Below are 15,658 nucleotides of genomic sequence, written 5' to 3' on the forward strand. Positions count from 1 at the left end.
ACTCCCGTACCCCCATTGCCTCCCCGCGCGGCGGGCAGATGCGGGATCATGTCTGGCATGACCGAGGTGTCCTCGCTCACAGGGCGGCTGCTCGTGGCCACTCCCGCTCTGGCGGACCCGAACTTCGACCGCGCGGTGGTCCTCCTTCTCGACCACGACGAGGAGGGCTCCCTCGGTGTGGTCCTCAACCGCCCGACGCCGGTGGACGTCGGCGACATCCTCGAGGGGTGGGCGGACCTCACCGGCGAGCCCGGGGTCGTCTTCCAGGGCGGACCGGTCTCCCTGGACTCGGCGCTCGGCGTCGCCGTCGTCCCGGGCGGGGCGGCCGGGGAGAGCGCGCCGCTGGGCTGGCGGCGGGTGCACGGCGCGATCGGGCTCGTCGACCTCGAGGCCCCGCCCGAACTGCTCGCCACGGTCCTCGGCTCGCTGCGCATCTTCGCCGGTTACGCCGGCTGGGGCCCCGGCCAGCTGGAGGACGAGCTGGTGGACGGCGCCTGGTACGTGGTGGAGTCCGAGCCCGGTGACGTCTCCTCCCCGGCCCCGGAGCGGCTCTGGCGCGAGGTGCTGCGCCGCCAGCGCAACGAGCTGGCGATGGTGGCCACGTATCCGGACGACCCGTCGCTCAACTGATGCGTGTGAGCTTCAGTACCCTTGGCTGTTATGAGCACTCTTGAGCCCGAGCGCGGGACTGGTACGGGGACCCTCGTCGAGCCGACGCCGCAGACCTCCCACGGCGACGGTGACCACGAGCGCTTCGCCCACTACGTCCAGAAGGACAAGATCATGGCGAGTGCCCTCGACGGCACTCCCGTCGTGGCGCTGTGCGGCAAGGTCTGGGTGCCCGGCCGCGATCCGAAGAAGTACCCGGTATGCCCCATGTGCAAGGAGATCTACGAGTCCATGGGCGCCGGCGGCGACGATCAGGGCAAGGGCGACAAGTAGTCCGCCCGGCCCGGCCGTACCGGCCGGTCGGATGTGTTTTCCCGTGAGGCCTCCGGGGTGCGTTTTGCGTGCCCTGGGGGCCTTTGTGCTGTCCGTCCGTTGCACAGGGTGCGTCTGCCGGTCACAGAGTGGTTGAGATCTCTTGTGGCGTGGTTCATCCACTCCATAGCCTCCGTGGTGTTGTGCACAGCGAAACCGGTATTGCGTATGCTGCAACGCGTTCGGAGGAGTAACTCCATGAAGCTGTCCGCCCGCCTGGTCGCCGTCGCGGCCGTCCTCGCCACCGCCGCCGCCTGTTCGCCCCAGACGTCCGACAACTCCTCCTCCGAAAAGGACGAGAAGACCGGCACTCTGCGCGTCTGGCTCTTCCAGGAGGTCAACAACGACCCCAAGAAGCAGGTCGTCGACTCCGTGGTCGCCGAGTTCGAGAAGGCGCATGAGGACACCGACGTCAAGGTCGAGTACATCCCCGTCGAGACGCGCGCCCAGCGCATCAAGGCGGCCTTCAACGACCCGGACTCCGCGCCCGACCTCATCGAGTACGGCAACACCGACACAGCAGGCTATGTGAAGGACGGCGGACTCGCCGACATTACCGAGGAGTTCAAGGCCTGGGACGAGGCGAAGGACACCGACCCCACCGCCAGACAGTCGGTCACCGTCGACGGCAAGATCTACGGCGCCCCGTACTTCGTCGGCGTCCGCGCCCTGTACTACCGCACCGACGTCTTCGACGACCTCGGCCTCGACGCCCCGAAGACCCAGGCCGAGTTGATCTCCACCGCCAAGGAGATCCACAACGCCAGGCCCGAGCTGTACGGCATCGCGGTCGGCGGCGCCTACACCTACGGCGCGATGCCCTTCATCTGGGCGCACGGCGGTGAGCTCGCCACCGGCAAGGGCGGCTCGTACGCCTCCGCCATCGACAGCCCCGAGGCCCAGAAGGGCATCGAGGCGTACACCTCGCTCTTCGGCGACGACAACTGCCCGGCCGCCAAGTGCGCGGGCATGGGCGGCAACGACACGGTGACCGCCTTCGCCTCGGGCAAGGCGGCCATGGCGATCGGCGGCGACTTCAGCCACGCGGCCATCGAGGCCGGCAAGGTCAAGGGCAAGTACGCCGTCGTGCCGCTGCCGGGCGTCGAGGAGGGCTCCATCGCCCCCGCGTTCGCCGGCGGGAACAACCTCGGCGTGCTGAAGTCCACCACGCACCGCACCCTCGCCGTCGACCTGATGAAGCGGCTCGCCTCCAAGAAGACGCAGGGCACCCTGTTCGACTTCATGGGCTTCCTGCCGACCTTCTCCGACGTGCGCGACCAGGTCGCCGCGAAGGAGGAGTTCGTCAAGCCGTTCGTCGAGACGCTCGCCGCCGACACCAAGTTCGTCCCGGCGTCGCCGGCGTGGGCGCAGATCGACTCCTCGCAGGTGCTGCCGACCATGTTCCAGGAGGTCGTCTCCGGTAAGAAGGACGTGGAGAAGGCGTCGGCCGACGCGGCGAAGAAGATGAACGAGGCATTCGGGTCCGTCGGATGACGGTGCCCACTGACTCGGGGGTTCTGGAACGCCGTCGGGTGCGGGGGGCGCACGGCCCCTCGCGCCCGCGTGGCGGCGGCCGCGCACCCGGCAAGGCCCTCCGCCCCCTGCACGCCCCCGCCGGCACGCCGTGGCTCTACCTGGCGCCCGCCCTCGTCGTCCTCGGCGGGCTGCTCGCCTACCCGATCTACCAGCTCGGGCTGATCTCTCTCTTCCACTACACCCAGGCGCAGGTCAGCGGGGGAGAAACGACCACCTTCGAGGGGCTCGGGAACTACGCCGAGCTCTTCCGGGACGATCAGTTCTGGCAGGTGCTGCTGGCCACCGTGGTGTTCGCGGCGGCCTGTGTGATCAGCACCCTGGCCGTCGGGTGCGCGCTCGCGGTACTGCTCACCCGGATCCGTGCCGTGCCGCGGCTGGCGCTGATGCTGGCCGCGCTCGGCGCCTGGGCCACCCCGGCGATCACCGGCTCCACGGTGTGGCTGTTCCTGTTCGACGCCGACTTCGGGCCCGTCAACCGGGTGCTGGGGCTCGGTGACCACTCCTGGACGTACGGGCGGTTCAGCGCCTTCTTCCTGGTGCTCCTCGAAGTGGTGTGGTGCTCCTTCCCGTTCGTGATGGTGACGGTCTACGCCGGCATCCGCTCCGTACCGTCCGAGGTGCTGGAGGCCGCCGCCCTGGACGGCGCCTCGCAGTGGCGCATCTGGCGCTCCGTGCTCGCGCCGATGCTCCGGCCGATCCTGGTGGTCGTCACCATCCAGTCCGTCATCTGGGACTTCAAGGTCTTCACCCAGATCTACGTCATGACCAACGGCGGCGGCATCGCGGGCCAGAACCTGGTCCTGAACGTCTACGCCTACCAGAAGGCGTTCGCGTCCTCGCAGTACAGCCTCGGCGCGGCGATCGGCGTCGTCATGCTGCTGATCCTGCTCGCCGTCACGCTGGTCTATCTGCGGCTGCTGCGCCGGCAGGGGGAGGAACTGTGACGATCGTGAGCCAGGGCCGGGGGCGCCGGGTGAAACCCGTGCGCCGGTTCGGCCGGCGTCCGGGACGGCTGGCGGCCGAGGCGGCGGCGCTGCTGATCGCCGCCGTGGTGGCCTTCCCGCTGTACTGGATGGTCCTCAGCGCCTTCAAACCGGCCGGGGAGATCGAGTCCACCGAGCCGCGCCCCTGGACGCTCGCGCCCACGCTGGACTCCTTCCGGCGGGTGTTCGGGCAGCAGGACTTCGGCCGGTACTTCCTCAACAGCGTCGTCGTCGCGGTCGCCGTGGTGGTCGCCTCCGCGCTGATCGCCTTTCTCGCCGCGACGGCCGTCACACGTTTCCGCTTCCGTATGCGCACCACCTTGCTGATCATGTTTCTGGTGGCGCAGATGGTGCCCGTGGAGGCGCTGACGATCCCCCTGTTCTTCGTCATGCGGGACTTCGGCCAGCTGAACACGCTGTGGTCGCTGATCCTGCCGCACATCGCGTTCTCCCTGCCGTTCGCGATCTGGATGCTCAGGGGGTTCGTGAAGGCCGTTCCGGAAGCGCTGGAGGAGGCCGCGTACATCGACGGGGCGAGCCGCGCCCGCTTTCTGTGGCAGATCCTTTTCCCGCTCGTCCTGCCGGGCCTCGTCGCCACCAGCGTGTTTTCCTTCATCTCCACCTGGAACGACTTCCTGTTCGCCAAGTCCTTCATCATCAGCGACATCTCGCAGTCCACCCTGCCCATGGCGCTGCTGGTCTTCTACAAACCCGACGACCCGGACTGGGGCGGCGTCATGGCGGCGTCCACGGTCATGACGATTCCGGTACTGGTCTTCTTCGTACTCGTACAGCGGCGTCTGGTCTCCGGACTGGGCGGCGCGGTAAAGGACTGACGTGACTGAACTGATTCCAGCGCCCCGCAGTGTCGTCGCCGGCTCCGGCGAGGTGCGGCTGACCGAGCGCACCCGGATCCGCGCCGGCCGGGGGACGGAGGACGTCGGTGACTGGCTGCGCACCGTCCTCCGGCAGGCGACCGGACTGCCGCTGCCCGTGGGGCGGGACGGCGGCGACGCGGACGGGGAGAGCATCGCGCTCGCGCTCCGCGCGGGGCTCGGGTCCGAGGAGTACCGCCTCGTCAGCGGCCCGGCGGGGGTGCGCATCGAGGGCGGGAGCGCGGCCGGTGTGCTGCTCGGCGCCCAGACGCTGCGCCAGCTCCTCGGCCCCGACGCCTACCGCAGGGCACCGGTCCGCCGCGACCGGGCGTGGGCGGTTCCGCACGTGACCGTCGAGGACGGTCCCCGCTTCCGCTGGCGGGGGCTGATGCTGGACGTCGCGCGGCACTTCATGCCGAAGGACGGGGTGCTGCGCTATATCGATCTCATGGCGGCGCACAAACTCAATGTGCTGCACCTGCATCTGACGGACGACCAGGGCTGGCGCATCGAGATCAAGCGCTATCCGAAGCTCACGGAAGTCGGCTCCTGGCGCGCGCGGACGAAAGTCGGCCACCGCGCCTCACCGCTGTGGGACGACAAGCCGCACGGCGGTCACTACACCCAGGACGACATCCGCGAGATCGTCGCCTACGCCGCCGAGCGGCATATCAGCGTCGTCCCCGAAATCGACGTGCCCGGGCACTCGCAGGCCGCCATCGCCGCGTATCCGGAACTGGGCAACTCCGATGTCGTCGACACGGCCTCCCTGACGGTCTGGGACACGTGGGGGATCAATGCGAACGTCCTCGCGCCGACCGACGACACCCTGCGCTTCTACGAAGGGGTGCTCGAGGAAGTCCTGGACCTGTTTCCCGCGGACGCCGGTCCGTTCTCGCCGTTCGTGCACATCGGCGGCGACGAATGCCCCAAGGACCAGTGGCGGGAGTCGGACACCGCGCAGAAGCAGATCAGCAACCTCGGGCTCGCCGACGAGGATGCCCTGCAGGCCTGGTTCATCGGGCACTTCGACAGCTGGCTCGCCGCGCGGGGGCGCCGGCTGATCGGCTGGGACGAGATCCTGGAGGGCGGCCTGGCCCCCGGCGCCGCGGTGTCGTCCTGGCGCGGCTACGCGGGCGGGGTGACCGCCGCCCGCGCGGGGCACGACGTGGTCATGTGCCCCGAGCAGCAGGTGTACCTGGACCACCGTCAGGCCGCCGGCCCCGAGGAGCCGGTGCCGATCGGGTACGTGCGCACCCTGGAGGACGTCTACCGGTTCGAGCCGGTTCCGGCGGAGCTGACGGCGGAGGAGCGTGCGCGGGTGCTGGGCACGCAGGCCAACGTGTGGACCGAGGTGATGGAGGACCAGGGGCGCGTCGACTACCAGACGTTCCCCCGGCTCGCCGCGCTCGCCGAGGTCGCCTGGAGCGACCTGCCCGCTCCGGCGGACCGTGACTTCACCGATTTCGAACGCCGGATGACCGCGCACTACCGCCGCCTGGACGCCCTGGGCGTCGGCTACCGCCCGCCCACGGGCCCCCTCCCCTGGCAACAACGCCCGGGCATCCTGGGCCGCCCCATCGACGGCCCCCCACCGACCCGGTAACCCCTCCCCGGCCCCTCGCGAACACCCGCACACCCGGGCCCGCTGCCCCGCCGGCAGCGCGCGGGTGCCGTGGGCCCGTCCGGTGGGCGGTTCGCTGCGGTCGCGTGAGCTCCTCCGGCCCCGGCGAAGACCCGCGCACCCGGGTCCGCTGCCCCGCCGGCGGCGCGCGGGTGCCCTGGGCCGGCCCAACGACGGCCCGCCGCCGCATCGGTGGGCCCCACGGGTCTTGCCCCGGGGCTGCCTGGCGGCGCGCGGTCGGAGCTGCGGGCAGTCGTGCCTCCCCCGCTCGTGCCTCCCCCCGCTCGAGCGAAGCCGGGAGTGGGGGAGGGCCGGGCACAGCGGCACCGGCAGGCGCCGGCGGAGCGCGTCCGCCGCCCCCTCCCGCGTGTCCTGGGAATGCCGCACCGGTCGCGCGCGTCCGCGCCCCCGACGAGGCCGCATCTCTCCGGCGCAGCCGCGCACTTCGGGCCGCTGTCCGGCAAGCAGCGGCCCGGCGCGCCGGGCCGTCCGTCCGCGAGCACGGGGACGCCGCACCGGACTTCCGCGCGTGCCCCGGGGCCGACGAAGGTCCCCCTACGGCGCGCCCCCGGGGCCCGTCGAGCAGGCCGTGTGATACGGGGACAGGCCTCGCCGAAGTGTGGCAATACGCGGCAGACCGGTGATGGCGGGTGAAATTCGGCAGGTCCGGGGTGAGGTGGGCGAATGCCTCCTAGCGGACCCCCGTCTTCGGCGCCTGCCAAGATGTGCCAGAGTTGCCACGTCCGCCCTGTCAGCACGTACCGTACGGCGCACAGGTGGGACCAGGTGGGGCAGCGGGAAGGGGCAGCCGGTTTTGAGCACGCACGCACCGCAGGCGGCGCAGGCCGTGACGCTGCCCACGACACTGGACGAGGCCGTGGCCGCGCTCACGGCGATGCCCGCCGCCGTGCCCGTCGCGGGCGGCACGGACCTGATGGCCGCCGTCAACTCCGGGCAGCTCAGGCCCACCGCGCTGGTCGGCCTCGGCAGAATCAGCGAGATCCGCGGCTGGCAGTACCTGGACGGACACGCCCTGCTCGGCGCCGGCCTCAACCACGCGCGCATGGGCCGCCCCGACTTCGCCGCCCTCATCCCGGCGCTCGCCGCCGCCGCGCGGGCCGCGGGACCGCCGCACATCCGCAACGCCGGCACCCTCGGCGGCAACATCGCCTCCGCCGCCCCCACCGGAGACGCGCTCCCCGTGCTGGCCGCGCTGGAGGCGACCCTGGTCGTCGCCGGTCCGGGCGGCGCCCGCCGCGAGGTGCCCGTGTCGCACCTGCTGGCCGGCATGGACCTGCTGCGCCCCGGCGAACTCATCGGCTTCGTGCGCGTACCGCTGCTGCACGCCCCCCAGGTGTTCCTCAAGGCGACCGGCCGCACCGGCCCCGGCCGGGCGGTCGCCTCCGTCGCCCTCGTGCTCGACCCCGCGCGGCGCGGGGTGCGCTGCGCGGTGGGCGCCATCGCGCCGATGCCGCTGCGGCCCCTGCAGGCCGAGCAGTGGGTCGCGCAGCTCATCGACTGGGACAACAACCGCGCGATCGTGCCCGAGGCACTGAGCGCGTTCGGGGAGTACGTCGCCGCGGCCTGCATCCCCGACGCCACCCCCGGCGAGGACGGCACCGTCCCGCCGCTTCCGCCCGCGGTACTGCACCTGCGGCGCACCGTCGCCGCGCTGGCCCGACGAGCACTGGGGAGGGCGCTGTCGTGACCGACGACCAGCACGGAGAGGGCACGCCCCCCGGCGGCAGCCGCTGGGACCCGCTGCCCCAGGGCGACTACGACGACGGCGCCACGGCCTTCGTCAACCTCCCCGAGGGGGGCATCGACGCCCTGCTCGACTCCATGGAGAGCCCGCTCGCCGCGCCCGGTCAAGGCTATGTGCCGCCGCAGATAACGGTCGCCCCCGCGACCACCGCGGGCACCGACCCGGCGGCCACCGGCAGCTGGGCCGTGCCCGGCGCGCCCGTCGACGGCGCCCAGTGGCACGAGCAGGGCAGCCCCGAGGCGAACGCCGAGCCGGGGGACCGGTTCGGGTACGAACCGGGCGCCACCGGTCAGTGGAACTTCGAGGACACCGCGGCCGCCGGGAACGGCACCGCGGCGGGGCAGGACGTCACCGGCCAGTGGTCGATCCCGGTCGCCGACGGCGACCTCCCGGACGAATCGGGCGAGTTCACCACGTCCTCCCTGGCCGAGCAGTGGGGCGGCGGCACCACCCCTCCGGCCACCCTCCCGGGCGGCGCCCCGGCCCCCTGGGCCGCCACCCAGTCCATCGGCCGGCCGTGGGGCCCCGGCGTGCCCGGAGTCCCGCAGGAGCCCGAGCAGCAGGGCGGCGGGCACGGCACCGCGCGGGAGCAGCGGGACGCCGCGACCCGGCCGCACGGCGAGCCGCAGCCGGCCGCCGGAGAGCGCGCACCGGAGCCCGCACCCGGCCACGGCACCGACCAGCACCCGCCGTACGGCGCACCCGGGGGCGCGGAGGCCGCCGCCGCCCCGCCGCAGGCGCCCGCGCGGGACGGCGCGGCGTGGGAGTCCGGGCCGGCCGACGGCTCCGCGCACGCCGGACCCCGGTCGTCCGGCATGCCCCAGCCGCTCCCCGCCGACGACCGCACCGGAGCGGCCCCGTGGCACCCCGGCGCGGAAGCCGCCGACGGTGCCTCCGCGGAGCACTGGGAGCACCCGCGCCCCGGCGCCCCTCAGGACGCCGTACGCCCCGCTGACGCCCCCGCCGCGTCGTCCGGGGACGCCGACCGGGCCCCTGACGCCCCCGGCGGCCCGCCGGAGCCCCCCGCCGACCGCGCGGAGGCCGAACGGCGCGCGGAGGCCGAACGGCGCGCGGAGGCCGAACGGCGCGCGGAGACCGGCGCGGCCGCCGGCGACGGCGCGCCCGCGGACGATGCCCGCGGCGCCGCCACGGAATCCGGCACTCCGGACGAACCGGATGCGGACGCCGGGGCCGAAGCCCTGCCGCTGGATTCCCCGGCCACCCCGCACGACGACCACCCCCTCGCCTCCTACGTGCTCCGCGTCAACGGCACCGACCGGCCCGTCACCGACGCCTGGATCGGCGAGTCGCTGCTCTACGTGCTGCGCGAGCGGCTCGGCCTGGCCGGCGCCAAGGACGGCTGCTCGCAGGGCGAGTGCGGCGCCTGCAACGTGCAGGTCGACGGGCGGCTCGTGGCGTCCTGCCTGGTCCCGGCCGTCACGACGGCGGGCAGCGAGGTCCGTACCGTCGAGGGACTGGCCCAGGACGGCCGGCCCTCGGACGTGCAGCGCGCGCTCGCGCGGTGCGGCGCCGTGCAGTGCGGCTTCTGCGTCCCCGGCATGGCGATGACCGTGCACGACCTCCTCGAGGGCAACCCCGCCCCCAGCGACCTGGAGACCCGCCAGGCCCTGTGCGGCAACCTGTGCCGCTGCTCCGGCTACCGGGGCGTGGTGCAGGCCGTCAAGGAGGTCGTCGCCGAACGCGAGGCGCACGCCGAGGACGCCGGGTCCGACACCGACGGCGAGGGCGACGCGCCCCGCATCCCGCACCAGGCGGGCCCCGGCGCCGGCGGCGTCAGCCCGACGGCCTTCGGCGGTCCCGGCCCCCTCGAGCAGCCCCATGACCAGCCCTACGGCCAGGACGGAGGCCAGGCGTGAGCAACGAAGCAGCCACCGCACCGGCCGCGCGGGCCCCCGAGGCCGCCCCCGAGCCGGAGCCGGTCCCGCACGGACTCGGCGCCTCCCTCCCGGCCGCCGACACCCGCGCCAAGACCGAGGGCACCTTCCCGTACGCCGCCGACCTGTGGGCCGAGGGCCTGCTGTGGGCGGCCGTGCTGCGCTCCCCGCACCCGCACGCGCGCATCGTCTCCATCGACACCGCCCACGCGCGGGAGATGCCCGGCGTCCGCGCGGTCGTCACCCACGAGGACGTCCCCGGCACCCCGCTGCACGGCCGCGGCAAGGCCGACCGCCCGGTCTTCGCCTCCGAGGTCGTGCGCCACCACGGCGAGGCCATCGCGGCCGTCGCCGCCGACCACCCCGACACCGCGCGGATGGCCGCCGCCGCCGTCATCGTCGAGTACGAGGTGCTCGACCCGGTGACCGACCCCGAGCAGGCCTTCGAGGCCGAACCGCTGCACCCCGACGGCAACCTGATCCGGCACATCCCGCTGCGCCACGGCGACCCCGAGGCGGCCGGCGACATCGTCGTCGAGGGCCTGTACCGCATCGGCCGCCAGGACCCGGCGCCCATAGGGGCCGAGGCCGGGCTCGCCGTGCCCCGCCCGGACGGCGGCGTCGAGCTGTACGCGGCGTCCACCGACCCGCACGGCGACCGGGACACCGCCGCCGCCGCGTTCGGCCTGGAACCCGATCGGGTGAAGGTCGTCGTCACCGGGGTGCCCGGCGCCACCGGCGACCGCGAGGACCAGAGCTTCCAGCTCCCCCTGGGGCTGCTCGCGCTGAAGACCGGCTGCCCGGTGAAACTCACCGCCACGCGCGAGGAGTCCTTCCTCGGCCACACCCACCGCCACCCCACGCTGCTGCGCTACCGCCACCACGCCGACGCCGAGGGCCGGCTGGTCAAGGTCGAGGCGCAGATCCTGCTCGACGCGGGCGCCTACGCCCACACCTCCTCCGACGCCCTGGCCGCCGCCGTCGCCTTCGCCTGCGGCCCCTACGTCGTCCCGAACGCGTTCATCGAGGGCTGGGCGGTGCGCACCAACAACCCGCCCTCCGGCCATGTGCGCGGCGAGGGCGCCCTTCAGGTGTGCGCCGCCTACGAGGCGCAGATGGACAAGCTGGCCAAGAAGCTCGGCGTCGACCCGGCGGAACTGCGTCTGCGCAACGTCATGGCCACCGGCGACCTGCTGCCCACGGGCCAGACCGTCACCTGCCCGGCACCGGTCGCCGAACTCCTCGAGGCGGTGCGGGACTTCCCGCTGCCGCCGCTGCCCAAGGACACCCCCGAGGAGGAGTGGCTGCTGCCCGGCGGCCCCGAGGGCGCGGGCGAACCGGGCGCGGTGCGCCGGGGCGTGGGCTACGGCCTGGGCATGGTGCACATGCTCGGCGCGGAGGGCGCGGACGAGGTGTCCACGGCCACCGTGCGGGTCCACGGCGGCGTGGCGACCGTGCTGTGCGCGGCCGTCGAGACCGGCCAGGGCTTCTCCACCCTGGCCCGGCAGATCGTCCAGGAGACCCTCGGCATCGACGAGGTGCTCGTGGTGCCCGTGGACACCGACCAGCCCCCGGCAGGACCGGGCTGCCGCGGCCGGCACACCTGGGTGTCGGGCGGCGCCGTGGAGCGCGCCGCGAAGATGGTCCGCACCCAGCTCCTCCAGCCGCTCGCGCACAAGTTCGGCATGTCCACCGAGCTGCTGCAGATCACCGACGGCAAGATCACCTCGTACGACGGCGTGCTGTCCACGACCGTCACGGAGGCGTTGGAGGGCCGGGAACTGTGGGCCACCGCCCAGTGCCGCCCGCACCCCACGGAGCCGCTGGACGAGTCCGGCCAGGGTGACGCCTTCGTCGGCATGTCCTTCTGCGCGGTCCGCGCGGTGGTCGACGTCGACATCGAGATCGGCTCGGTCCGGGTCGTCGAACTGGCCGTCGCCCAGGACGTGGGCCGGGTGCTGAACCCGGCGCAGCTGAACGCGCGGATCGAGGCGGGCGTGACCCAGGGCCTGGGCGCCGCGCTCACCGAGAACCTGCGCACACCGCGCGGTCTCGTGCGCCACCCCGACCTCACCGGCTACGCCCTGCCGACCGCGCTGGACGCGCCGGACATCCACATCGTGAAGCTGGTCGAGGAGCGGGACGTGGTCGCGCCGTTCGGCGCGAAGGCGGTCAGCGCGGTACCGGTGGTGACCTCACCGGCGGCCATCGCCTCCGCCGTCCGGGCCGCCACGGGCCGCCCCGTGAACCGCCTCCCGATCCGTCCGCAGGCCGCGGTGGTCACCGGCACCTGACACGCGTTGCGGCGTTTCGCGGGACGAGGCAACGCGAGCGGCCGAGCGTGCGTCTTGAGAGGTGAGGGGCGCCGGATGCCGCGCGCTCTCGGACCGGGGGCGTTGTCAGTGGTGGCGCGTAGTGTTCCGGTCAGTGGGACGGCCCCGGTCCATGAGGGCAGGCCGTCCGGCCCGGGCGGGGCGTACGCGGACCCGGGACCGAACGCACGGATCGCGGGGGAATCATGAGCAGCACCGACACCGTTGTCGCAGAGGTGATCACACTCGCCGAGGCCGACCTCGACCCCTTCATCACACACGCGTGCACGCGCAGTTGGCTGACGGGCCCCGGACTGCCGGCGGACAACGGCCTGTTCAGCTTCGCGGAGCTGGCCCGGCGGGGCGGCCCGCACACCGTGGCCGGCTCGACGGGCGGCCCCTGCGACCGGCTCCCGGCCGGGCTGCGCGACCAGCTGGTCATCGGCGGGGTGCTCGGCCCGGAGGGCCTGGAGACGGAGTCGGTGCTGCTCGACGGCGCGACCGGCGAGGTCTCGACGACGTACTTCTTCCACGACCGCCCCGACCTGATGGACCGCCGGCCGCTGGCGCCGTCCCTGCCGACGCTGGTGCGGTTCGCCGCGGCGACGGACGAGCTGGCAGGGCTGCGCGGCCAGTTCGCCGCCTACGCGGGGCGGTACGGCACCGAGGCGGCCGCGGAGGCCTCGCGCCAGCTGCTGGCGGTCTTCGAGGAGGGCGCGGACGGGGAGCCGGCGCCGTTCTGGCGGATGGCCGCGCTGATCCGCCCGCTGGCCCTGGTGGCCGGCCCCGGCACGGCCTCGGGGCTCGCCCTGGACCTTCCCGTCCGCCTCCTGGACGACGCGTTCGGCCGGGGCGCGGTGGTCCGCTTCGAGGAGGTCGACTTCCCCGCGACGCTGACGCACGAGCCGACCCGGCGGTTCCTGCGCGAGACGGGCCTGCCGGAGGACGGCTTCCTGTTCTCCCTGGACACGGACCTGCCGCTGCGCACGCTCGTGGAGTACTACGCCGAGGACTGCCGCGGCGGCCTGCCCGCCGCCCTGTCCCCCGCCCGGGCGGCCCGCCTGATCCGCCTGGGCGGCCTGGTCGACGACCACAGCCTGCTCGTCGACGGCGCCACGGGCGCGGTGTTCAGCTGGAACGAGCCGGCCGCCCTGCTCCACCCGCTGAACACGGACGTCTCCACGCTCGCCTTCACGCTCTGGCTGCTGCACCGCGAGCGCTCCCTGGACGCGGAGTCGGGCCACGCGCTGACCACCGACGCCTACGACCAGCTCGCCCTGACGATGATCCAGGTCCTGTCCGCCATCGACCCCACGGGCACGACGGCCGACGCGGACTGGCACTACTGGACGGAGCTGTTCCAGGACGAGGCGGGCGGGGTGCTCTAGACCCGTCGGCCCGGTGACCGGGCCGGTCCTACGACCATGGTCCCGGTGCCGTTCGCGACCCCCGACAGGGGTCAAACCCCGCTGCGGCCCTTACGCTGGCGGGCATGACCACCCCGAACCCGCGCGACGCCGGTGTCGCCGAGCCCGCCGGTGCCCGCGCCCCGGCCGGCGCCGTACCCGACGAGACGGTGCTGAGCCGCCCCTACCGGGCCCTCAGCACCGGCATCGTCTCCGTGGTGCTGCTGATCGCCTTCGAGGCGACCGCCGTCGGCACGGCGATGCCGGTGGCGGCGCGCGAGCTGGACGGGGTGGCGCTGTACGCGTTCGCGTTCTCGGGGTACTTCACGACCAGCCTGTTCGGCATGGTGCTGTCCGGTCAGTGGTCCGACCGCAAGGGCCCGCTCGGGCCCCTCACCGCGGGCATCGCCTCCTTCGCGGCCGGCCTGGTGCTAGCCGGGACGGCGGGCGCGATGTGGCTGTTCATCCTGGGGCGGGCGGTGCAGGGCCTCGGCGGCGGGCTGGTGATCGTCGCGCTGTACGTCGTCGTCGGGCGGGCCTACCCGGAGCGGCTGCGCCCGGCGATCATGGCGGCGTTCGCGGCGAGCTGGGTGGTGCCGTCGATCGTCGGCCCTCTCGCGTCCGGCGCGGTGACGGAGCACATCGGCTGGCGCTGGGTGTTCCTCGGCATACCGGTGCTCGTGGTGTTCCCGCTGGCGCTCGCGCTGCCGCAGATACGGCGCCTGGCGTCCGGCCCGGTCGGCCGGGACGGGCCGGACGGGGACGGCGCCCCGGCCTCCTTCGACGGCCGCCGCATCCGGCTGGCCCTGGCCATCTCCTTCGGCGCCGGGCTCCTCCAGTACGCCGCGCAGGACCTGCGCTGGGTGTCGCTGCTGCCGGGCGCGCTGGGTGCGGCCCTGCTCGTCCCCGCCGTGCTCGGCCTCCTCCCGCGCGGCACGTACCGGGCGGCGCGCGGACTGCCCTCGGTCGTGCTGCTGCGCGGCGTGGCGGCCGGCTCCTTCATCGCGGCCGAGTCCTTCGTCCCGCTGATGCTGGTCACCCAGCGCGGCCTCAGCCCGACCCTCGCCGGCTTCTCGCTCGCGGCGGGCGGCGGCACCTGGGCGCTGGGCTCCTGGGTGCAGTCCCGGCCCCGCCTCGAGCCGTACCGGGAACGCCTGATGGCCCTCGGGATGGTGCTGGTCGCGGCGTCCGTCGCCGTCGCGCCCAGCGTGCTGATCGACGCCGTGCCGGCCTGGACGACGGTGGCGGTCGCCTGGGCCTTCGGGTGCTTCGGCATGGGCCTGGTGATCTCCTCCACCAGCGTCCTGCTGCTCCGGCTCTCCGCCCCCGCGGAGGCCGGCACCAACTCCGCCGCCCTGCAGATCTCCGACGGCCTCTCCAACGTGCTGCTCCTGGCGGTCGGGGGAGCGGCCTTCGCGGCCCTGGGCGGCGGCACGGCCGGCCACGCGGCGACGCAGGCCACCGCCTCCCACCCGGCCGCCTTCGTCGCGGTGTTCCTGCCGATGGCGGGGGTGGCGCTGGCCGGGGCGTGGGTCGCTACGCGGGTGAGAGCAGTCAAGTAGTACCACTTTGGTATCGCTGGAGTAGTACCGTTTTGGTATGGCTATGAACCTGCGTCTCCGCGACGACCAGACGGAAGCTCTCAAGCTGCGCGCCGAGGAGGAGGGCGTCAGTATGCACGCGATACTGCTGCGGGCCGTGGATGACTATCTGGCGCGGACGGCGCACCAGGCGCTGGTGCGCAAGGCCGCCAAGGAGCAGACCGCCAAGTGGGCCGAGTTGCTGGAGCGGCTGAAGTGACGCACGTCTACCTCACGGCCGAGGATGTCCTCCTGGCCATTGCCGGGGACGCCGTCGACGACCAGGACGTCGCCGTGCGCGACGCGGGGCTGCTGGAGTCGGCCGTGCATCGCCCCTCGGCGTCCATGTTCGGGCAGGAGGCCTACGCCGATCTGTTCGACAAGGCGGCGGCACTTCTGCAGTCCCTGGTCATCAACCACCCTCTCGTCGACGGGAACAAGCGCACGGCCTGGGTGTCCTGCGTCGTCTTCCTGGCGATGAACCAGGTGCAGTTGCGCCCCGACATCGATGCGGCCGAACGCCTGGTCATCGCCGTGGAGACCGGCAGTATGGACGAGGTCAAGGCGATCTCCGAAGCGTTGAGGGACTTGGCCGAGCAGCAAGGTGTGACCTGAGTCCCATCCCGGGCGGTACCGGCGGCGTACCGCCATGGACGCCGCCGGGCCATCGGTAGGGTGGGCCGGTCGTCATACGTACCTCC

At 73.5% G+C, this 15,658-nt stretch carries 13 protein-coding genes; all 13 read left to right on the forward strand.

Annotated features, from left to right (window positions below):
• Nucleotides 1-57 precede the first annotated feature (57 nt).
• The 13 genes from AC5L3C_RS23135 (at nt 58) to AC5L3C_RS23195 (ending at nt 15,572) form a co-directional block, all read left to right on the forward strand.
• Nucleotides 58-630: a YqgE/AlgH family protein gene (locus tag AC5L3C_RS23135; RefSeq protein ID WP_164555703.1), complete on the forward strand. Its 573-nt coding sequence runs from the start codon at nt 58-60 to the stop codon at nt 628-630.
• A 30-nt stretch (nt 631-660) separates the two neighbouring features.
• Complete coding sequence (locus tag AC5L3C_RS23140; RefSeq protein WP_125506137.1) at nt 661-942, forward strand: DUF3039 domain-containing protein; 282 nt, start codon at nt 661-663, stop codon at nt 940-942.
• A 237-nt stretch (nt 943-1,179) separates the two neighbouring features.
• On the forward strand, nt 1,180-2,475 hold the full coding sequence (locus tag AC5L3C_RS23145; protein WP_493650645.1) for an extracellular solute-binding protein: 1,296 nt from the start codon (nt 1,180-1,182) through the stop codon (nt 2,473-2,475).
• Nucleotides 2,472-3,461: a carbohydrate ABC transporter permease gene (locus AC5L3C_RS23150; RefSeq protein ID WP_493650646.1), complete on the forward strand. Its 990-nt coding sequence runs from the start codon at nt 2,472-2,474 to the stop codon at nt 3,459-3,461. The genes AC5L3C_RS23145 and AC5L3C_RS23150 overlap by 4 nt, the downstream gene beginning before the upstream one ends.
• 29 nt (nt 3,462-3,490) lie before the next feature.
• Nucleotides 3,491-4,336, forward strand: a complete 846-nt coding sequence (locus tag AC5L3C_RS23155) for a carbohydrate ABC transporter permease (protein ID WP_125510344.1) — start codon at nt 3,491-3,493, stop codon at nt 4,334-4,336.
• 1 nt (nt 4,337) lies between these two features.
• Entirely contained in the window at nt 4,338-5,981 is a 1,644-nt protein-coding gene (locus tag AC5L3C_RS23160; protein WP_493650647.1) for a beta-N-acetylhexosaminidase, read from the forward strand.
• Nucleotides 5,982-6,813: 832 nt separating this feature from the next.
• Nucleotides 6,814-7,707, forward strand: coding sequence for an FAD binding domain-containing protein (locus AC5L3C_RS23165; RefSeq protein ID WP_125506140.1), 894 nt, complete (start codon nt 6,814-6,816; stop codon nt 7,705-7,707).
• Nucleotides 7,704-9,641 (forward strand): (2Fe-2S)-binding protein, encoded by a 1,938-nt coding sequence (locus tag AC5L3C_RS23170; RefSeq protein ID WP_493650648.1) that lies wholly within the window; start codon nt 7,704-7,706, stop codon nt 9,639-9,641. The genes AC5L3C_RS23165 and AC5L3C_RS23170 overlap by 4 nt, the downstream gene beginning before the upstream one ends.
• Nucleotides 9,638-11,953, forward strand: coding sequence for a xanthine dehydrogenase family protein molybdopterin-binding subunit (locus AC5L3C_RS23175; RefSeq protein WP_493650649.1), 2,316 nt, complete (start codon nt 9,638-9,640; stop codon nt 11,951-11,953). Before AC5L3C_RS23170 ends, AC5L3C_RS23175 begins: the two co-directional genes overlap by 4 nt.
• Before the next feature lie 224 nt (nt 11,954-12,177).
• On the forward strand, nt 12,178-13,359 hold the full coding sequence (locus tag AC5L3C_RS23180; protein ID WP_493650650.1) for an SUKH-4 family immunity protein: 1,182 nt from the start codon (nt 12,178-12,180) through the stop codon (nt 13,357-13,359).
• A 104-nt stretch (nt 13,360-13,463) separates the two neighbouring features.
• The gene (locus tag AC5L3C_RS23185; protein WP_493650651.1) at nt 13,464-14,939 is read left to right on the forward strand and encodes an MFS transporter; all 1,476 of its coding nucleotides are present in this window, start codon (nt 13,464-13,466) and stop codon (nt 14,937-14,939) included.
• A gap of 37 nt (nt 14,940-14,976) precedes the next feature.
• Complete coding sequence (locus AC5L3C_RS23190; RefSeq protein WP_086684213.1) at nt 14,977-15,177, forward strand: ribbon-helix-helix protein, CopG family; 201 nt, start codon at nt 14,977-14,979, stop codon at nt 15,175-15,177.
• A complete protein-coding gene (locus AC5L3C_RS23195; RefSeq protein WP_493650653.1) occupies nt 15,174-15,572 on the forward strand; it encodes a type II toxin-antitoxin system death-on-curing family toxin in 399 nt (132 codons plus the stop codon). The genes AC5L3C_RS23190 and AC5L3C_RS23195 overlap by 4 nt, the downstream gene beginning before the upstream one ends.
• The last annotated feature ends 86 nt before the right edge of the window (nt 15,573-15,658 follow it).

The sequence above is a fragment of the Streptomyces speibonae genome (assembly GCF_984686075.1).